The organism is Candidatus Defluviilinea gracilis (assembly GCF_057138825.1).
Map to the genome: position 1 here is coordinate 48,737 of NZ_DBNHEF010000078.1, position 18,851 is coordinate 67,587.

Below are 18,851 nucleotides of genomic sequence, written 5' to 3' on the forward strand. Positions count from 1 at the left end.
AAGGAGCAGATATGAGCAACGAATCCATGCTGACAGTTGGAATTCTTGGTTGTGTTTTCGTAATATTGAACGTGGTCTTTCTTGCGATTATTTTTTTCACCCAGCGGAAAATGAACGCGGTGCAAGGTTGGTCGTCTGCGATGGGAACGGTGCTGGCATCCTATTTGGAGCGCAGGCGTTCAGGCGACAGCGGAAGCGTGAATTATCCCGTTGTGCAATATTCGTATCAAGTCGGCGGGCAGACGTATCAAGGCGCAAAGATCGCGCCGGGGATGGAAGTGGGCGGCACGGGCGCGGGGCGGGTGATCGCGAAATATCCCTAAGGCGCGCAGGTGATAGTGTTCTACGATCCGAACAACCCCTCCGATGCGGTGCTGGAGAAAAAGGCGCACGCGCAGTGGCTGATGTGGCTGTTGCTGGTTGTCTTCGATGTGATGCTGTGCGGGATGGCGATCGCTTTTGGGTTTGCGTTTTGAGTGAAAGCCCGCATCCTACGGCAAAAAGTGAATCGTTCCCACAATCGTCGCATATAGATTTTCCAGCGGCGTAGGTTGGCTCGGGTCATTGGAAGGAAACCACGGCAGGAACGCCAAGGTGTAGAGACGCTCGTTGCCGACCACGAAAACCTTGCGTTGCGAGTCCGGACCGGGGAGTCCGTCCACCACAATTGCCTGCTGACCGTCCACCAGAATCTCGCTCCGCGTGATGCCGAAGCCCTCACCCCATTCTGCAATTTGAGCGTCCGCCACTTGCGCCGCGGTGCGACCCGACGCTGGCTCCATCACGATTTCCGCCCAAGCCTCCCCAGGGACATCCCCAGGCGCATTGACGGGATTGATGACAATCAAATGCGGCAGAATCACGGAGTGGTCAGCGGAGTACAGCAGGCAGTATCCATTCTCCTCGTTTATCAGCAGTTTCATGCCTGCTATCTCAGCAGGGCAACCGTTCCCCTGCGCGGTTGGGCTTTCTGTCGGCGCTTCCGTCACAGGCGCAACGAGGGTATTTTCGGGTGTGGATAGCGTGGATGGCGCGCAGGCGGCTAACGTAATCATTACCAATGCCAAGAACAGTTTCTTCATATTGATCGTGAATATCCTTTGATGTTGTGTTTGTGTTGCGTTGGATGTTAAATCTTCGCGTCTCTATTCCGTCATCAGCGTTTCGGCGGCGAGGATGCCCGACGTGGCGGCTCGCCCCACGCTGTAGCCTGGGGAGGTGGTCTGCCCCGTCTGGTACAAGCCTTGAATCGGCGTGCGATGTGGGAAGTGATTCCACGGCGCGATCTGCGGCGACAAACCGTACACTGCTCCGCGATACAAATTCAGATTGACGCTGAAATCCTTCGGGCTGACGATGCGCTTGACGGCAATGTCCAATGGATGAACGCGCGACAGAGCCGCCACCGCTTTTTCGAGAACCGCCTCTTTTTTCTCTTCGCTCCAATCGTCGAGCGGCAAGTCGCGGCGCACGGGCGGATACATTTCGATCACGCTTCCGCCCGCGGGCGCGAGTTCGGGCAGAGTCACCGTCGGCGCGTCGTACACCAGCCACTTTACACCTTCGTCGCAGGGAGTGAACACATCGCTTTGATTTTCCATCGGCGGCAGGAAACAATGCGAATGACTGGGCGCGTCTATTTTGTTCCGCAAACCGAGTTGCACCGAAAACGCGCTGTGCGATAGATTCGCTTCTTTTGCCATGCGCTTCAAGCGAGGCGGGGAATCCTCGTCAGCGAGTAAAGAGCCGAAGGTTAGCATCCCGCTGACCGTCGAAAGAACCGCATCCACTTCCACCAAGCCCTGCCCGCGAATTTCCAAGCCGCGCGCGCGACCATCCTTGACGATGATTTTATCCACCCGCGTATTCAAATGGATTTCTCCGCCGTGCGCGAGCATTGCCTGACTGAGCGCCTCGGGCACTTTGCCCATGCCGCCCTCGGGCAAATGAAAGCCGTCGCCAAAGAGCGTCACCAGACCCATCACCGAAATGGCGGGCTGTTTTTCAGGTGGCAGACCCGTGTACAGCAAAACGCCCGACATCGCGGCGCGAACTGAATCGTCGCTAAAGAGGCGCTTCAACTCGTCTGCTACCGTGCCGCCAAACTTGGGCAAGTGCCGCCAGCCTCTGGTGAGAATGCGCGAGAACGAAAGCGGATTGACCAGGATGTCTTCGGTGAGCAGGCGCAGGGCTGGCTCCCAGCGTTTCATCATGTTGTCCAACTCTTTTTTCAGCGCGGCTTCGTCCACCCTGCCATTTTTCTTTTCGACGGTCACGCGCAAGCCGTCGCCAAATGTGACCTTGTCGCCGTTAGGCAAAACCGTCGTCTGCGGCGCGGTGATTCGCTTCAGCAGCAAGACTGCTTTGCGATCCAGCCCGACCTTTGCAAAAACATACTCCAGCATGGCTGGCAGGGCGAGATACAACGCGCCGCGCGGAATCAACCACAACCCCGATTCTTCCAGCGCGATGGCGGTGGCGGGGTTGGGTTTGCCCGCAAGCGCGGCAATTTCGTTGAACACCTCGCCCGCGTTAATGAAGCGTAACACCTGCTGCCGCCCGTCGGGCGCGGACTTCAACACCTTCAACGAGCCGTATTGCAGATAATACAAATTTGATTGCTGGTCGCCTTCCCAAAAAATGACTTCGTTGGGCGCGTACACCTTCCACGCCGATTTACCCGCCAAATCTTTTAGTATGGCAGAATCCAACCCGCGCAGGAATTCGAAGGATTGCAGGCGTTTGAGGAGGGGTACGTGTTGGCTTTTCATATATGGGCAATAATGCAGACGCGTTTATAACATAAACGCCAACGCTGCACGGACGCCGCGTCAATTAATTTTACAACATCTGTAAAGCGATTCATTGACCTTACCCCGCCTGATTTTTCAAGCCACGAATGCTCCAGGCATACAACCCATCCTTCTCCACTTCCTCGATCCGTTTCAGCATGTCATCCAAATCATCCTCAGGGCTGACCCAGCGTCCCGTCAGCGCGTCGTACTTGCCCGAAGCGAGAGTCACCGCCAGCGTCCCCGCCAACTCGGCGGGCTGCCATTTGCCTTCGAGCCATTTCGACAGGTCGGGCAGCCACTTGCGCCCGGCTTCGGATTCGATCATGTAATCCATCATCTCGGTGTGCGTGGGACCCACGGTCATGGCAAAAACGGAAATGCCAAATTCTTTGACTTCGCTTGCGAGCGTATCCGTAAAGCGCGTGACCGCGACCTTCGAGCAATCATACGCCGAGACATTGGGCATGCCCGAACTGGTGAAGTTGATGATTCGTCCGCGTTTGCGCTGGGTCATGCCTTTCAAGACGGCGTGACAGCAAAGAAACACGCTGCGGATGTTCACTTCCACATCGCGCCACCATTCATCGGGATTCGCCTCCCAGACGGGCGCAATGGACGTGAGCCGCCCCGCGTTGTTGACGAGAATATCCACCGCGCCGAGTTCGCGCTCGACCTGCGCGACCATCTTGGCAACGGCGGAAACATCGGTCACATCGGCGGTGACGGGGATTGCCTGTCCGCCTTCGTTTTGAATCAGCGACACGGTCTCCGCGAGTTGATCCGCCGAACGCGCCACCACCGCGATCTTGACTCCTTCCTTCGCCAACGCGCGCGCGATCTCGCGCCCAAATCCGCGCCCGCCGCCTGTGACGATGGCGGTTTGTCCTGTGAGTTTTGATTCCATGTTGGTCTCCAAAGAGTTTTCCGTTATTGCGAGAAGAGTGTTCTCCCCGACGAAGCAATCCCTTTGTTGAATGCAGAGATTGCTTCACTCGGTCTCGATACGGGCTGAGAAGAACACTCAGCCCTACTCGACCATCGTTCGCAATGACGAAGAATTAGGTTTTTCTCGCAAACGTCAAATATAACGCAAACGACCCCGTCGCGGCAAACGTCCCCTCGTCAATCGCGCGGACGATTCCCGCGCTGTCTATGGCGTGATGGAACCAGCGACCGTCCTCTTCCGTGCCGCCGCCAGCCATCACGGTTTCGATATCCAGCCTCAGCCATTTTTCATCGTCGTCAACGATGTTCGCTGTTTTGACGAGTTCGAGATAATTCCTCTGCTTCTCGTGGCGATAGGGAGGGAAGCCGTGCATGGCACGGTCATTGAGACGGACGTCGTACACATCCAATCCAGCCTGAGTCGCCAGCAACGGCACGCGCACGCCGACGGTATTGTCCCCGCGTCCCAACGCCTTCTTGCCTTTCATGAACAGCAGGTTGATTCGATAATACTCGCGATACCAGGCTTCGTCGTATTTGTCGAAGTGGACGTTGTCGTAGTTCGCCATCGCGGAGTTGGTGTATTCCGCCGCGAAGAAGATTCCGCCAGGCTTGAGGACGCGCGCCATTTCCCTGATGACCGTTTCCGCGTCGCGGACGTGAGTCAACACGGTCTGACAGACAACTGCATCAAACGTCGCGTCGTCGTATTTCAAGTTGTGCGCGTCACCCTGCTCGAAGGTGAGATTCTTGAGTCCGTTACGCGCGGCATACGCGGAAGCGTCTTCGATGGGTTTCGATTCGTAATCGGCTCCCGTGATTTTCAGGTCGGGGCGATGTTCCGCGAGAAGAAGCGAAATGCCGCCGTTGCCGCAGCCCACGTCGAGGACGCGCCCGCTTTGGGGCAGGTCGAGAAGCGGGAGGATGATCCGCTCGAAGTAGTCGCCATTCCAGAAGGTCTTCATCCGCAGGCGCAGAAAGACAGAGTTGTCGTCGTCCGACCAGGGGTTGACGGTGGTGGATGTTTGTTGGGTCATTTAATACTCTCACTCCAATGCCCCAGGGTGCAGGGACATGATCTTCCCGTCCGCGCCGACCCAGATGATGAACTCGTCTGTGCCGTCGGACGCGATAAATTGCGAGCCGTCGGGCGCGGTGAAGGTGACAAAGAATCTGTATACCACGCCGTCTTCGCCCGCGGGTTCGCGGTAGCCCAGGACAATGTCACGCAGGGGCAGGCACGGAAAGCCGTCCTGCACGGCGCAGGCGCCTTCGAGCGCAGTGGGCATATCCGTGGGGTCGAAGCCGTTGCTGACGAGTAACTCGTATGCGCTATTTTCGGGCAGGAATAACATATCGGCGGCGGTGACGTAATCGCCCGCGCTGACGGCGTCGAGATATTTCTCCACGCTGGCTTGCGCGTCGAGAAAATCCGCGTCGGGGAGGGTGAAGCGCATGATCTCCACCCTGTCCGCGGTGATGAACGATTCGCCCGACTTGTCGAACCAGATCCAATCCGCGTCTTTGTGACTCCCGTACACGTAGGCGGTATGCTCCCACGTGGACGTATCCCACGCGTTCAAGGCGGGAGGCGACCAATCGAAGATGTCGGGATCCCAGACGAAGGCTCCATCCGCCAACAGCAGGCGGCTGTCGGGACTGAAGCGGGCGTCGCGAATATCGAACATTTCTGGCTCGCTGAGGGTGGCGACCAATTCGCCGCTTTCGAGATCGTGGACTTTCAGGGTCGAGTCTCCATACCAAAAGAAGACAATCCATTTCCCGTTGGGCGATATGACGTTCAGATAACTAGGCTTCAGGTAATTCTCATCGTCGAAACGCGCCACTTCCACAACCTGATAAGTAGTCAGGTCAATGCGGAAGACGACGAATTTGAACGCGGCGGGGTCATACCCATAGCCGTACGCGATGTTCGGGTCGTCGCCAAACACGATGTTCTCGTAACTGAATACGCCCAGTTTGGAACCGAGCAATTCCCAATCCGAAGCCCTGCGAATCTCCAGTATATCGTCTTCGCCTTTGTAGTTGTATAAAATCAACTCACCGTCGGGGCTGAACTCGGCGGTGACATAAGACCAATCTTCCGCCTTGCCGTCAAAATACGCGCGCTCGCGCTTGCCCGTCTCCAGGTCGTACAGCGCCATCACAAAATCGAGCGACATATTTTTCAGGGTCGCCAGCAGTTTTTTTCCATCGGGCGAAAACGACACCGACTGAACGCTCAGGTCGCCCACAGGGAGAGTCTGAATCGCCTCTCCCGTCAGCGCGTCCCTCACCGCGATCACGCTATCCGCCAGGCAATACCCTGTCATCGAATGAGTCCCTCCCTTGCAGAATCCCATCGCAAACCTGCTCCCATCCTGGCTGATGACAAAATCAAAAATCACCCCGTCAGTCAATGGCATCCCGATCTGCTCGCTCACCTGTTCCCAATAATTGTAAACCTGCACAAACTCGCCGATATTTTCGGGACTTGCGACGCGGCTGACGGGAGTCGGCGTGAACGTGGGGAGGGATGTGGCGGTGGGCGGGATCGGCGTCGGGCTGGCGTTCGCCTCATTCCCCGACGGGGGAGCGGATTCTGTTTCCCCAGCCTTTCCCGTCGGGGCGGCGACGGTCGAGCAGGAGGAGAGCAGGAATAGAATCAATACAAAGTTCAAAGTCATCACAGATTTTGGCAGCATGAAACATCCTTGGCAAGTGAAGTTTGCGAATTATGCAAGTTCTAGCAAAATCTTTGCCAGTTCCTTCGGCATGGTGATCATCGCGTCGTGACCCGTCGGCAGACTCAGAAATTTCATTCCCAAGCCTGTGAACTTCTTTTCTTCGGCGGTGATCTCTTCCTCCGTCATCCCTTCGGAGCAAAGAATGAAAGTAGACGGGATGGATTTGGCGCGTGGGTTTTCGAGCGCGACGGGCGTGGACAACGTCCTCAGCGGGTGCGGAGTCAACTTGGACTGCGCCCATTCCAAGTCCGCGCCAGAGACGCCGAACGTCCATTCCAGAATCGGCGGACACCACCACTCGTCACCGCCTTCGATTGCTTTCTTCTTGAAGAAGCCCCACGTCTCGCCGATCAGGTCAGCCAGCGACTTGCCATTTTCGGGAACCATCCCATCGAGATTGACGATGTGCGCGACGCGCTCGGGGATTCTGTCCGCGACGATGGGAGCCATGAATCCGCCCAAACTGTGACCGACGAGAATCACATCGCGCAGATTTTCGGCTTGGCACAAATCAACCACATCCTGAATATGGGTGTTCAAGTCAATATCGTCCCCGCGCATGTTTGCGCGTTCGGCGAGTCCCGCCAGTGTGGGCGTATAGACTTGATGTCCCATCGCGTGAAGAATCGAAGCGAGTCTCTCCCAACACCAGCCGCCGTGCCACATACCGTGAATGAGTATGAAGGTTTTCATATCTCTCCTTTGGCAATTTCGAGAATAATATGTAAGTGTATTGGTCAAAGGAAAAAATGTCCAATGACTTTTGTCACACAGCGCGACCACAGGATGAATACACTTCAATCAGCTAAACATGACCACGGCGCGAAGATATCGAGAGTCAGCGCGAGGCGAATTTATTGGGGTTTGAAGATGCCCCAAAAGAGGTCGCCGACGAGGTCGGGGTTGGGAGTTGGGTTATTCATGTCAGCGACGTTCACTCCGCCAATGGACGGCTTGCGCTTCGATCTGCGCCAGATGCGTGCCTTCGTGCGCGGCGAAATAACTGACCTGCTGGCGGAGAGTGACCGTGCCGAATTCTTCATGCTCGCCCACGCGCTCCCAATCGGATGGGGCGAACGATTCCAGTTTGCGGAGAGTCTCCGCGCGCGAGGCGCGATAGGTCTCGAAGATGTCGCGCCCCGAGGGCGGACGTTCCGATTCATTTTTTGCCCATGCGAAGACGGCTTTCGATTCAAGGATGGGATGCGCCTCTTTGAGGAACAAGTCCACGCGGAAATCGAGCACGCCCTGCGCGTCGCGCAAGTGACTCAACGTGTTGCGGATCGCCCAGCCGCCGTCGGACGGTGATTGATTCATCGCCTCATCGGATAACCCCGCGATGAGTTTCTCCACCACGAGCGGAGTCTGACGCAGGCGTTCCCGCGCCGCCTCGGGCTGGAGCGCGTCGAACCAGTAGTTGGGCATGAACTTTTGGAAGGTCTCGGCAAATGCGCCGCAAGTTGGGCACGGCTCGACGGGCGGAGAAAGCGTGACGTGTCCGCACCCGCGGCAGACGTACGGGTGAGGCGTGGCGGTGATGGGCGAAAGTTTTCCCTGAGCCATGAACTCCGCGCCCTGTTTCAACGCGGAAAGCAACTCCGCGCTCACGTTCAGACGGGATAACGCCTCAAGCGCTTTTTGGACTTCGGCGCTTAGTTCGTCTTTGTCGGTGGGAATGTCGAGCGGATACGTTTCCTGGCGGCACAACGAATCCGCCGCGGCGCGAGTCAGCTTGGCGAGGTTGTATTGTCCCTCCCCTTCCAGCCGCGAAGCGAGGGCAAAGAGGTGGATGAGGGTGTCGGTCCATTGCGATTTATCGTTCAACATGGAATATCTCCCAATTCATAATCAGTAGATTACGACTAGCAACCTGACAGTTTGTTTCAAAAACACGCCGTTGGTCGAGCGTTGTCCTGAACCTGCCGAAGGGTAGGCGGCAGAAAATGCCAATTGTTTTCAAGAACACGTACTGTTGCCGCCGTATCGAGCGCTTTTTCAACAGACCTCCTGCAAAAATGCGCAACAACTGCCCTGGCGGGCGTTGCCAGGGGAGAGCGCACAATACGCTTTGCATAGGAGACGTTTTCAAACGTCGGGCAACTTATGCAAGAGGTGAGACCAACAATAGGTGAAAATTGCCAGAATCGTGGTCTCGATACGCCCCTCGGAGTACCTCGGGGCTACTCGACCACCACTTGATTCAAAAGTGTCAGGTGGCTGGAACAATTACAACTCACTTTCTAGTCACCTAACAGTTTGCTCTTCTCCGCAAATGCCAGCGTGTGACCGTCCAAATCGAGGCAATAGGCGACATCATCGCCCCAATCGCGGCGGGCGAGTCCGCTCAATTCGGTCGCGCCCGCTTCGAGCGCGCGGCGATGATACGCGGAGGCGTCTTCGACGCGCAGGTAAACCTCGCAGCGTGGGATCCCGCCCGCGCGCGCTGGATCGGGGAGGCGGTCTCCGAGCAGGCGTTTGATCCCCGCTTCGGGCATGACTCCCAGGACGCAGGTTTCAGAGAGGGTAAACTCCGTCATACCAGGCTCGTTGAGCGAGGGCTGGCAATCCAGCGCGTGAGTGTAAAATTCGGCGCTGCGGACCTGTTCTTTGACGTAGAGGATAAAATGGGTTTTGATCATGGGGATATGGCTGCCTCATTTTCACATAGGATCGGCTTTTAACTCTTTTTACCAATTAGCCCGACGAGGATGATGACGATGCTGACTCCAGTGACAATGCCAGTCACCCTGCCTGCGATTTGCATCGCCATCACAGGGTCGGTGGAATTCGGCGCAATGGACAGCATCAAGAAATAGAACCCAAGCGCCAGGGCGATAAACAAACAGCCCGCAATGACCAATCTCCAATTTTTCTTTCGCATGATGATTTTTTCTCCTTTTTGAAAATTTTATTTTACAAAGGCTTTCGCTGAGATTGCGCAAGCCCGATGTTCATTCAATTTGTTTCGCTTTACTTCAACCCATCCCGCAATTGACCTGCGAGACTCGCCAACTCCTCCAACTCAGACTCATTCAAGCACGACCGCGGCGCGAACGCTTCGACCTCCGCCCGCGCCTGCCTGCCCGCCGATGTGATGAATCTTGCATTACACATGCTTCCCATTCTCAATCACAACCTTGCCGTCAATCTCTAGCGTAGGCTGACTAACCACACCGTCAATGTGAGTGGTCGCGACATTTTTGCCGCCGAGAAAATCGCTGCGCCCCACCGCAACGTGGATCGTGCCTAGAACTTTTTCATCGGTGATGATGTTGCCCTGTAACCGCGCCAGCGGGTTTGTGCCGATCCCCAATTCCGCGATGACACGGGCTGAATCGCCGTGTTGGGCAAATGCGCTTCGGAGAAACTCCGCGCCCGCGCCGCCTTCGATGTGAGTTACACGTCCCTTTTCAAACGTCATTCGCGTTGGCTCGGATAACAACATGCCAGGAAAACACTTGTCCACGACCAGTAAACCTTCCGCGCTGTCTTCGACGGGCGCGATGTATGTCTCACCTGCGGGTAGATTTCCAAACGCTTTCTGAGCGCGCAATATGCCTGTGTCTTTTTTCCATTCCCTGCCTGCCAGTGACAATCGCAGGTTGGTTCCCAGCGCTGTGGTGATGTGCGCGGTGGAACTCCCTTGCAAACGCTGCGTCAACGAATCTGTGAATGTTGCAATCTGTCCATAATCTGCGCTCATCTCAATATCCAGAATGCTTTGATCAATAAAAGCGCCCAAACCCGCGCGAGCGATTCCTTTCCCAATTGCCGCGCGCCCCGCGAGCAAGGCAGGCGATTCTTTTAGCTGATTCACCGACGCGAACAGAAAGACAATAGCGTCCACTTGTGTCACCAATGCCAATAACGGCGACGGGTATTCACTTATTGGGCGACTCGCATTCGGGAAGGTGTAATTCCACAACTCGGCGGGGTCGGTCTGCGCGGCTTCGGCGAGCAGTGCGTCACGCGCATAACCGAGCGGCTCGTCCACAACAATGAGAATCTTCTCCCCTCGTTGCAGTCCCATGCAGGTGTGGATGACATTCGTCGCCCATCGCGGTGTTTCAGTTTTTTCTGTCATTGGGAATCCTTTCGTTTACTTAACCAAATTTCCTAATCCATCATACAGTCGCATTAACAGACTGGACACTACATACCGTATTTGGCGAGCAACTCTGCATTGGGGATCGCAATCGAAACGTGATGTCGAACGATGCGCCATTCCCCGTCTTCCCTGTGAAAAAGAGCCGCCCCTCTTCCAGTTGCCACGTCAAGCACATGCGCGCCACTTGGAATATGCGCCAGTTCAACCAATCGGCGCCCAAAATGAGAAAAGAATCTGGGACCGACATGATCGAATGTATTCGCGACTCGGTCGAAAAGACCCGACACCCGCTGTTTTTGTTGTGACGTTTCGGAAGATTCATTGTTGTTCGTCATAATTCTCCTCTTACTGGGGCGACATTTACATTATTGGATCAATGACGCAAAGTGCCGATCGAGTTCCTCGGCAGATTGACCGAACTGCTCTGGGGTATAGCGATGCGCGCCATGCTTATCTTTGGGGTGCTGGCTCATGAACGTCTTTAATCGTTCTTCGTATTGAACCGTCCATGAAACGCCAAAATGAGAATAAATGTCTTTGACGGTTTGCATGGGATCCGCCACCATTTGATCGTATTGGACATCCAGGACAGCATTGTTGACTACGGGATCTTCACGGCATCGCCGTCCGCCCTCCAGATAGCGGGTGTACATTTTCTTGTTGGTCTCCGCCATGCGCTTCACGTTGAGATCGCGAGTCGCAGCCCGATGGGCGGAATAGAACATGCTGTTTGCGCTGGTCAGGCAGGTGGTTGGGTTGCGATGCAATTGGATGATTCTGGCATTGGGCACAGCCGACAGTAAAGCGTCAAGATGATGCGTATGATCGGGCGCTTTCAAAACCAGCCGTTTGTCAGGGGTTGCCTGTTGCTGGACCTTTAGAAGCAAACCGTATTCTTCGTAGCATTTTTTCTGATCCTGGGCAACGAGCCATTCGGCGTACGAAAAGACAGGCGTAACCACCCAAAACGAAACCGAATGGAAAGTCAGCGCCTGCATCCAGATGCACTCCTCCTCCGTGTCTTCGCGGATGACATGCTTCGAATCCATTTCGGGAAACATGGGTCGGCGAAACTCCAGTTCCCAGCGCGTCAATGCCAGGCGATCGTCTTTTTTTCCGTCAATAGCAAAGGGACGGTAAAGCCGCCACATGGGAATCCCCGTGTTATCGGGATCGGCGGAGAGCATACGCTGTAGAATTGTGGTGCCAGACCGCGGGACCCCAACGATGACAAAAGGCGGGTTGATCTCCGAACGGAAAACGTCGGGCTTCCGTTTCTGCGCTTCGACAAACAACAACCGCTGGCTCAGATTACTGAGGAGCACCATGCGAGCGCCAAACCTGCCGAAGAAATGCAGGTTGGCGTCCTTTTCAATGGACTGCAACAACGTGTCGAGCCCAACGCGGTAATACGGATCGCCAAAATCGCTCAAGCCCGTTTCGCGTTCGGCAAGTTGATGCAATCGTTCGGCGTCCATTCTAGTGAGCGGTATCCCCAACTTCTCCATACCCGAACCCAGAGCATCGATGATTCTGTACCGCAACGGCATGGGAGCGTAGTTTGGCAACATAAGCACCTCCTTTCATTTCTTCAATCCATCCCGCAATTGACTTGCGAGACCGGACAACTCTTCCAACTCCGACTCATTCAAACACGACCACGGCAGGAAGAAGAGCCGTTCCGTCTCCGCCTCGACCTCCACCCGAACCTGTTTGCCCGCTTCGGTGGCTTTGACCACGCCCGAACTTTCCTCCACCCACCCGCGCCGCGCGAGTTCCCTCACATCCTCCGCGTGGACTTCCTCCGTCACGCCGCGACGGCTGAGTTTGCTGTGCAGATCATCGAATGTCAGCGCGTCGTTCTGTGAGAGAAAGTCGAGCATTTCCCACGTGTGGCCCTCGACTCCATACGCGCTCCATGTGGGAATGTAACAATCGTCGCGGTGACCCTCCAACAGCAGGAAGTGGGCAACAACGCCATCGAGTGTCGCGAATATTCCCGCCCGCTCGTAGAGGTCTTGTTTGGCTTTTATCAAGACATGCGCGGGCGGTTCAGGAAAGCTAAAAGCCGTGTCTGAAATTCTGGCGAGAAGATTGCCAAGCGTCTGCAAAGACTCTTTGGGCATGGGAGCGAGAGCCGCCATCAATTCATTCCCCTCTTTGATGAGTCGAAACGCGGCGGTTCTTCCCGACTCGGTGGCGCGATATTTTCCCTGACCATCAGATACCAAATATCCCTGCTGAACTGCGGCGGTCAACCTTTCATCGTTCGCCTGTGCGAGTCCGTATGGAAAACACCGCATGAGCTGGGCGATGGTAAACAGATTAGTATCGAACAGCCAAATCGCCTGCACCCAGTTGTAGAAATTGTCAGGCAATGAAAGTTCCTCTGCGGCTTTGTCTGCGGCGGGATAGGCATAATTGCCAAACAAAATTTCAGAACTTTCTTCGAGCGCCGACCAAACAGATTTCAGGTTCATTCCTCAACTCCTTTTCTCAACTCAAAGCCAACTCAATCGCCTGTTCCGTTGACAACGCGCAACCGTCTTCCCACATGGACTGAAAATCCCCGCCCGCCTCTTCCCGCTGTGCAGACAGAAGCGCGTCATACTCCGCCGTTTCGAATTGCATCCGCGTCAGATAGATGCGCCCGCGCAACGCCTGCGCCGCGCCCAACAACAGAATTGCGTTTCGTGTTTGCGAGGATTGCGCCAGCGCGTTCGCCAATCCCTCCAGTAATGACGGGAGTTGGCTGACTTCTTTCGAGTCCTTCAAGCGCGATATTCCCTCTCGAAAATGTTTTTGCGCTTTGGGCAAGTCGCCCTGCGCCAACGCGACGCGCCCCGCCACATCGAGCGCGCCGATTTCTGCCGACATTTCTCCCACCTCATGTAAAACCTTCATCGCCTCCTGAACGATTTCCTCTGCGCGCGCCGCGTCACTTCCGCCGAGAACATGCCGCGCCCACACCGAGAGAGTCAAACCCAAACAAATACGGTCTCCCAGTTGACGAAACAACATCACGCCCTGCTCCGCCGCCATCTGCGCCTGCTGAACGTCGCCCTGATTATGGGATGCGATGCTCAACGTCTGCAAAGCAGTAGCGACGCCGTGCTTGTCGTCCAAGTCACGATACAACGCCAGGCTTTCCTCCGCGGAGGCGCGCGCCGATTCATCGTCGCGCCGCGCTAACGCCACCTCAGCCAGGTTTCCATACGCGCCCGCGATCTCTTTTGTGTTTTCCGCCTCGCGGAACAACGACAGACTCTCGCGATAGATTTCCTCCGCGCGCGCATACTCGTACCGTTTGAGCGAGCATCCAGCCAGCGGTCCCAATAACTGACCGATGAGAAGTTTTTCGTTCAGTTTACGTCCGTATTCCAATGCGCGGCGGTAAAACGATTCAGCCGCTTCGAGATCGTTCTCGAAATACTCCTTGAAGAGTCCCTGCGACACAAGCCCCTGCGCGATGCCCCGCGCATCCTCAAGCGACTCGGCAAGCGCAAAACCTTCGTCTTGATGCGTTTTCCATCCCTCCGCATCGCCCTGACGCGAAGCGAACAACGCTCTCGCAAAGAGCGCTTTCACGCGTAACGATGTCGGCGGAAGTTCCTTCGTCGCATCCATAAAAATTCCCAGCCACTTGCGCGCCTCCGTCAAATGTCCATGCGTATCCCAAAATTCCCTGAGCGCCACCGCGATCCGCAAACCCGTTTCAGGTTGAGACTTAAGCGACCACTCCAACGCACCGCGCAGGTTATCGTGTTCCGCTTCGAGCCGCGCCAGCCATTGCTTTTGCGCGCGTCCCTGCAAGCCGTGTTCGGCGCGTTCGGCAAGCCCAGCAAAATAGGCAAGATGCGCGTCGCGCAGTGAAGCGACTTCATCGGTCTCGAACAATTTCTCGCGCGCATATTGTCGGATGGTTTCGAGTCGGCGGTAACGGGATTCGCTTCCGCTATGCTCGACGTTGATGAGAGATTTATCCACGAGACGAGTCATCAACTCCAGGATGTCCAACCCGCTTCCCCCTGCGGGGACGATGCGCTCCTCACCGCAAACTGATTCGGCGGCGTCGAGCGTCCACCCGCCGACGAAGACCGCCAGCCGTCTGAACAAGAGACGTTCCTCTTCGCTGAGGAGTTGGTAACTCCAGTCTATCAACGCGCGCAACGTCTGCTGGCGCGGCAACGCGGCGCGACTCCCGCCCGTCAATAAACGGAAGCGGTCGTCCAATCGTTCGGCGATTTGTTCCACCGAAAGCGCCCTGACGCGCGCCGCGGCTAACTCTAAAGCGAGGGGAATGCCGTCGAGGCGGGAGCAGATTTGGGCGACCAATGAGGCGTTCGCATCCGTGAGTTGAAACGTCGGCAGGGTCAGAGTCGCGCGTTGGACGAATAACTTCACCGAGTCGAACGTTTCAAGATGTTTGATATCCGTCGCCTCATTCGGCGTCGGCAGGGACGGCACGCGATAGGCGACCTCGCCCGCGATGCCCAACGCCTCGCGGCTGGTGGCAAGGATGCGCGCGCCGCGGCAGTTCTGCAAAACCGTGTTCGCAAATTGCGCGCAGGCGTCAATGAGATGCTCGCAGTTATCGAGAATCAGCAGGGCTTCTTTGTCGCGCAGCCAATCCATCACTACATCCATCAGCGGACGCGAATCCTCCACGCGCAGACGAAGAACATTCGCCACCGTGTTCGGAACCAGCGCAGGCTCAGAGATGGGCGCGAGTTCGATGAGCCACACGCCGTCTTTGAATTGTTCAAGGAGGCTGGATGCCGCTTGTAATGAAAGTCTTGTTTTGCCCGTTCCGCCCGAACCAGTGAGCGTGAGCAAACGCGATTGCTGCAACATTTGAGTCGCTTCGAGCATTTCTTTTTCGCGCCCGATGAAACTTGTGAGTTGTGTGGGGATGTTGTTCGGGAAAACATCCAGCGCGCGCAAGGCGGGGAAATCGCTTTGCAAATCAGGCGCGACGACTTGAAAGATTCGCGCGGGCTGGGGAATGTCTTTGAGTTTGCGTTCGCCCATGTCTCGCAGGGACACCTCCGCTGGCAGTTGTCCGCGCAGGAGAATCTCGCTCGCGCCCGATAACAAGATCTGCCCGCCATGCCCCGCCGACATCACGCGCTGGATCATGCTGAGCGTGAGATAGCCGCGATATTCTCCGTTGCGCGCTTCGGCTTCGCCCGTGTGAATCCCCATGCGGACTTTTAAGAGCAAGGATGAATTATGAAGGATGAATGATGAATTCGTCCTTCCGCCGTCATCGTTCATCCGTGAAAGCGCGCGCTGACCATCTATCGCCGCGCGAAGCGCGTCGCCCGCTGTATGAAATGCCACGCAAAATGAATCGCCGATGATTTGGAAGATATGACCGCGCTTCGATTCAATGGCTTCCTTCAACATGGCGTGATGTTTCTCACGTAGCGACTCCCACCTGTCAGGATGCGCCTGCGCGAGTTTGGTCGAACCTTCGATATCAGTGAAGAGGAACGTGACGGTGCCGGAGGGAATGTCTACCATCAAGTTTTCCGTTTGACTCATTATAGGTCAACTCGGTTGATTTGCCTCCCACCAGTTTTCATATTGGGTCTGTTATTCGGATACTTTTGCTCGCCTTTTTTCCAACAACTCCTGAATGCGATGATGCTTCTCGCGCGAGAGTGGGAATAGCCATGCGAGGATGATCGTCCCTGAAAGCATGATCGCCCCGAAGGGTGAAACCAATAAGCGGATCATGCGCAATGCCGAGTCGCTTTGCGTGAATTGAAGCGCGCCCTCAGGAGGAGAAACATAGCCCGACCAGCCCAATGCCTGCAGAGTCAAAAAGAGGACAAGCGCCCCGGTCAACTTGCGGATGAGCGTGCGGATGCCGTAGAAGATTCCCTCCTGCCGCCTGCCGGTCCGCAGTTCATCCCATTCGATCACGTCGGCGAACATCGCGTCGGGCAATGTGTACGCGGCTGAGATGCCGATCCCTGCGAGGGCGGAGAGCGTGAATAATTCCATCGTGTTGCCCGGTTGAATCAAATAGATAAGAAATGTGACGACCACCCAGAGGATCATACCGATCGCGTACGCTTCCTGCTTGTTGCGGATCTTTGAGATCCATAACCAAATCGGCACGAACAGGATGCACACCAACATGAGGATGCCGAAGAACGCGGATTCGTATGCCAGGTCAATGCCCAAAAATTTGACAGATGCCAGCAAGTTTCCGTTCGCCACCCAATAAAGTAAAAAGTATGGAAAAACCACAGCCACCATATCCACTGCCGACCAGTTCAGCATGTGGATGCCGACCGCATAGCGAAACGGGATGTTCTTCCATGCGGCGCGTAATGTTTCTCGAAAGGGCAGGGATTCTTGCTGTTCGGGCGTGGAAGTTTCCCGGAGCAGAAGCCCGATCAACAGCAGGGGAATCGCGCCGACCGCGCCGAATAATGCGCCCACGGTCATAAATCCCTGTTGTTGCGAGCCGCCCGCCTCGATCACCATGTCAATAATTGTCGGCGCGGCGATGACCATGGCAAGCGCGCCGACCAGTTGGAAGAACGATCGGAAACTCGTCAGGCTGGTGCGTTCGTCGTAATCGGGGGTCAGTTCGGGGGTCAGCGAAAGAAACGGGACCGAGACGAGAGTCGTCAACGTGTCGGAGATCATGAAGGAGAGAGTCACATAGATCAACAACGCGATCTGGTTATCCCAATTTGGCGCAGACCAAAGAATGACGAAACTCAAGCCGAAGGGAATGGCGAACCACAGCAAAAACGGACGCCGCCTGCCCCAGCGCGATTGCAAGCGGTCGCTGAGGATGCCGATGATGGGATCGTTCACCGCGTCCCAGACGATGCCGACCAGCGCGCCGAAAGAAGCCAGACGCGGTTCCAGCCCGACCACATCGGTGAGATAGATGGCGAGGAAGATCGAGCGCATCATGCCGATGCTCGAGATGCCCCAATCACCTGAGCCATAGAGCAATTTGATCCACATTGGGAGCCGCTGATTTGAGTTGTTGTTCATCTGAATTTGAGGATGCAAGTGTAGCACGGAGGGATGTATACAGGTAGACACGGAGTTACGTAGACAAGTAGACACGGAAACACGTATACAAGAACCACTTGTTTACGTGTGTACCTGTCTACCTGTTTACTTGTTTTCGCCCGCCCCCATTGCACTCCTGTAAGCCGTTATAACCGAAATGCAAAGTGAAAATCTGTAACCTTCTGCTATACTGCGATTAACAAAATCCGATAAGGGCAAACCCGTCGAAAGATGGGGACGCAAAGCCATGGATCTACCGTCGCGCATCGCGCGACCATGATCGCCAGGTTGCCGAAGAAATAACGCTTTGTTTATTTCCGCGAGCCTGGCAGTCCTTTGCCCGGCTCGCTTTGTATCGGGTCAAATTCAATTTGTTCGATAAAGGCAAACCCGCCGAAAGGCGGGGACGCAAAGCCATGGGTCTACGGTCACATGCGAGTGTGGCTACGATTGCCAGGTTGCCGAAAACATTACCTAACCATTAGGTTGCTGTTGAGCGCTTTTATCGAAACGGAGGTTTCGAATGGCGCTCACTCAAAAACATATACGCTGGCTCACGCGAGCCGGTATTCTGCTCAGCCTCGCCGCATCGCTTTTGCTGAATGCGATGCCCGCGCTGGCAATGAAGAAACAAGACGCCGCCGCGCTACCCAATTTTTCAGAGTTTGTTCAATCCGTTCACACCGGGGAGGAAAATGTAGTGCGCGGCGTCTATGTTCCGAATGTGATGGCGTATCGCGTGGCGCAGCAACCGCTCGATAACCCGGGCTTTCTTTCGAGTAAGGAGGACCGCGTCACTCAATTCCGTATGGCGGCAGGGTATGGCACGGTAGGGCTGGTGGCTCACAATTACCTCGCCGGTGAATCCTTCTTCAACCTGGAAGCCGGCGATGAAGTGCGGATCGTATACGGCGACAGCAAGGTGGAAACTTTTGTTGTGTATGAGATCCTGCAATATCAGGCATTACAACCCAACAGTCCCTACAGTTCCTTTCAGAATTTGGACCGCGATGAAACCCTCACGGTCAACCAGATGTTCAAGCGCGTCTTCGTGAGCGATGGATACGTCACCTTTCAGACCTGCATCGAAAAAGACGGTATTTCGACCTGGGGCAGGCTGTTTGTGATCGCCATCCCTAAAGCGGAATATGAGGAACTTTGGGAAGCAAATGGTTTGTGACCTCAATGTTCCATGAATCAGAAAAGCCG

17 protein-coding genes, 1 pseudogene and 2 riboswitches are annotated in these 18,851 nt (G+C 55.6%); of the genes and pseudogenes, 2 read left to right on the forward strand and 16 right to left on the reverse strand.

Translation table 11 applies throughout. From position 1 onward, the window contains the following. Window positions 1–110 precede the first annotated feature (110 nt). Window positions 111–476: pseudogene (locus AC16KF_RS15175) on the forward strand (DUF3592 domain-containing protein). A gap of 15 nt (window positions 477–491) precedes the next feature. On the opposite strand, the gene AC16KF_RS15180 reads toward AC16KF_RS15175, so the two are convergent. The 16 genes from AC16KF_RS15180 to AC16KF_RS15255 form a co-directional block, all read right to left on the reverse strand. Continuing rightward, window positions 492–1,082: a hypothetical protein gene (locus AC16KF_RS15180; protein WP_484038185.1), complete on the reverse strand. Its 591-nt coding sequence runs from the start codon at window positions 1,080–1,082 to the stop codon at window positions 492–494. Window positions 1,083–1,145: 63 nt separating this feature from the next. Beyond that, window positions 1,146–2,771 carry a cyclic nucleotide-binding domain-containing protein gene (locus tag AC16KF_RS15185; RefSeq protein ID WP_484038186.1) on the reverse strand — a complete coding sequence of 542 codons (1,626 nt, stop codon included), beginning with the start codon at window positions 2,769–2,771 and terminating at the stop codon, window positions 1,146–1,148. A 100-nt stretch (window positions 2,772–2,871) separates the two neighbouring features. Beyond that, window positions 2,872–3,699, reverse strand: a complete 828-nt coding sequence (locus AC16KF_RS15190; protein ID WP_484038187.1) for an SDR family NAD(P)-dependent oxidoreductase — start codon at window positions 3,697–3,699, stop codon at window positions 2,872–2,874. A gap of 154 nt (window positions 3,700–3,853) precedes the next feature. After that, window positions 3,854–4,777: a class I SAM-dependent methyltransferase gene (locus AC16KF_RS15195; RefSeq protein WP_484038188.1), complete on the reverse strand. Its 924-nt coding sequence runs from the start codon at window positions 4,775–4,777 to the stop codon at window positions 3,854–3,856. A gap of 9 nt (window positions 4,778–4,786) precedes the next feature. Next, window positions 4,787–6,445, reverse strand: coding sequence for a WD40 repeat domain-containing protein (locus AC16KF_RS15200; protein WP_484038189.1), 1,659 nt, complete (start codon window positions 6,443–6,445; stop codon window positions 4,787–4,789). A 30-nt stretch (window positions 6,446–6,475) separates the two neighbouring features. Next, the gene (locus AC16KF_RS15205) at window positions 6,476–7,180 is read right to left on the reverse strand and encodes an alpha/beta hydrolase (protein ID WP_484038190.1); all 705 of its coding nucleotides are present in this window, start codon (window positions 7,178–7,180) and stop codon (window positions 6,476–6,478) included. Between the two features lie 231 nt (window positions 7,181–7,411). Then, window positions 7,412–8,314 (reverse strand): DinB family protein, encoded by a 903-nt coding sequence (locus AC16KF_RS15210; RefSeq protein ID WP_484038191.1) that lies wholly within the window; start codon window positions 8,312–8,314, stop codon window positions 7,412–7,414. A gap of 413 nt (window positions 8,315–8,727) precedes the next feature. Continuing rightward, window positions 8,728–9,126, reverse strand: coding sequence for a VOC family protein (locus AC16KF_RS15215; RefSeq protein WP_484038192.1), 399 nt, complete (start codon window positions 9,124–9,126; stop codon window positions 8,728–8,730). A 38-nt stretch (window positions 9,127–9,164) separates the two neighbouring features. Continuing rightward, on the reverse strand, window positions 9,165–9,368 hold the full coding sequence (locus AC16KF_RS15220) for a hypothetical protein (protein ID WP_484038193.1): 204 nt from the start codon (window positions 9,366–9,368) through the stop codon (window positions 9,165–9,167). 89 nt (window positions 9,369–9,457) lie between these two features. Then, complete coding sequence (locus AC16KF_RS15225) at window positions 9,458–9,601, reverse strand: hypothetical protein (protein WP_484038194.1); 144 nt, start codon at window positions 9,599–9,601, stop codon at window positions 9,458–9,460. After that, window positions 9,594–10,571: an aminopeptidase gene (locus AC16KF_RS15230; RefSeq protein WP_484038195.1), complete on the reverse strand. Its 978-nt coding sequence runs from the start codon at window positions 10,569–10,571 to the stop codon at window positions 9,594–9,596. The genes AC16KF_RS15225 and AC16KF_RS15230 overlap by 8 nt, the downstream gene beginning before the upstream one ends. A 68-nt stretch (window positions 10,572–10,639) precedes the next feature. Continuing rightward, window positions 10,640–10,930, reverse strand: a complete 291-nt coding sequence (locus AC16KF_RS15235) for a nuclear transport factor 2 family protein (RefSeq protein WP_484038196.1) — start codon at window positions 10,928–10,930, stop codon at window positions 10,640–10,642. 30 nt (window positions 10,931–10,960) lie between these two features. Then, window positions 10,961–12,166 (reverse strand): sulfotransferase family protein, encoded by a 1,206-nt coding sequence (locus AC16KF_RS15240; protein WP_484038197.1) that lies wholly within the window; start codon window positions 12,164–12,166, stop codon window positions 10,961–10,963. 12 nt (window positions 12,167–12,178) lie between these two features. Continuing rightward, a complete protein-coding gene (locus tag AC16KF_RS15245) occupies window positions 12,179–13,075 on the reverse strand; it encodes a helix-turn-helix domain-containing protein (RefSeq protein WP_484038198.1) in 897 nt (298 codons plus the stop codon). Window positions 13,076–13,091: 16 nt separating this feature from the next. Further along, complete coding sequence (locus AC16KF_RS15250; RefSeq protein WP_484038199.1) at window positions 13,092–16,142, reverse strand: adenylate/guanylate cyclase domain-containing protein; 3,051 nt, start codon at window positions 16,140–16,142, stop codon at window positions 13,092–13,094. Window positions 16,143–16,193: 51 nt separating this feature from the next. Continuing rightward, a complete protein-coding gene (locus AC16KF_RS15255) occupies window positions 16,194–17,621 on the reverse strand; it encodes an MFS transporter (RefSeq protein WP_484038200.1) in 1,428 nt (475 codons plus the stop codon). A 225-nt stretch (window positions 17,622–17,846) separates the two neighbouring features. Then, window positions 17,847–17,938, forward strand: a riboswitch (cyclic di-GMP riboswitch). 77 nt (window positions 17,939–18,015) lie between these two features. Continuing rightward, a riboswitch (cyclic di-GMP riboswitch) is annotated at window positions 18,016–18,108 on the forward strand. A 57-nt stretch (window positions 18,109–18,165) separates the two neighbouring features. On the opposite strand from AC16KF_RS15255, the gene AC16KF_RS15260 reads away from it, so the two are divergent. Then, entirely contained in the window at window positions 18,166–18,822 is a 657-nt protein-coding gene (locus AC16KF_RS15260; RefSeq protein WP_484038201.1) for a sortase, YLP family, read from the forward strand. Window positions 18,823–18,851 lie beyond the last annotated feature (29 nt).

Coding starts and splice junctions, on each gene's coding strand:
- AC16KF_RS15180 (WP_484038185.1), bottom strand. CDS start 1,082: ATGAAGAAACTGTTCTTGGCATTGGTAATGATTACGTTAGCCGCCTGC.
- AC16KF_RS15185 (WP_484038186.1), bottom strand. CDS start 2,771: ATGAAAAGCCAACACGTACCCCTCCTCAAACGCCTGCAATCCTTCGAA.
- AC16KF_RS15190 (WP_484038187.1), bottom strand. CDS start 3,699: ATGGAATCAAAACTCACAGGACAAACCGCCATCGTCACAGGCGGCGGG.
- AC16KF_RS15195 (WP_484038188.1), bottom strand. CDS start 4,777: ATGACCCAACAAACATCCACCACCGTCAACCCCTGGTCGGACGACGAC.
- AC16KF_RS15200 (WP_484038189.1), bottom strand. CDS start 6,445: ATGCTGCCAAAATCTGTGATGACTTTGAACTTTGTATTGATTCTATTC.
- AC16KF_RS15205 (WP_484038190.1), bottom strand. CDS start 7,180: ATGAAAACCTTCATACTCATTCACGGTATGTGGCACGGCGGCTGGTGT.
- AC16KF_RS15210 (WP_484038191.1), bottom strand. CDS start 8,314: ATGTTGAACGATAAATCGCAATGGACCGACACCCTCATCCACCTCTTT.
- AC16KF_RS15215 (WP_484038192.1), bottom strand. CDS start 9,126: ATGATCAAAACCCATTTTATCCTCTACGTCAAAGAACAGGTCCGCAGC.
- AC16KF_RS15220 (WP_484038193.1), bottom strand. CDS start 9,368: ATGCGAAAGAAAAATTGGAGATTGGTCATTGCGGGCTGTTTGTTTATC.
- AC16KF_RS15225 (WP_484038194.1), bottom strand. CDS start 9,601: ATGTGTAATGCAAGATTCATCACATCGGCGGGCAGGCAGGCGCGGGCG.
- AC16KF_RS15230 (WP_484038195.1), bottom strand. CDS start 10,571: ATGACAGAAAAAACTGAAACACCGCGATGGGCGACGAATGTCATCCAC.
- AC16KF_RS15235 (WP_484038196.1), bottom strand. CDS start 10,930: ATGACGAACAACAATGAATCTTCCGAAACGTCACAACAAAAACAGCGG.
- AC16KF_RS15240 (WP_484038197.1), bottom strand. CDS start 12,166: ATGTTGCCAAACTACGCTCCCATGCCGTTGCGGTACAGAATCATCGAT.
- AC16KF_RS15245 (WP_484038198.1), bottom strand. CDS start 13,075: ATGAACCTGAAATCTGTTTGGTCGGCGCTCGAAGAAAGTTCTGAAATT.
- AC16KF_RS15250 (WP_484038199.1), bottom strand. CDS start 16,142: ATGAGTCAAACGGAAAACTTGATGGTAGACATTCCCTCCGGCACCGTC.
- AC16KF_RS15255 (WP_484038200.1), bottom strand. CDS start 17,621: ATGAACAACAACTCAAATCAGCGGCTCCCAATGTGGATCAAATTGCTC.
- AC16KF_RS15260 (WP_484038201.1), top strand. CDS start 18,166: ATGGCGCTCACTCAAAAACATATACGCTGGCTCACGCGAGCCGGTATT.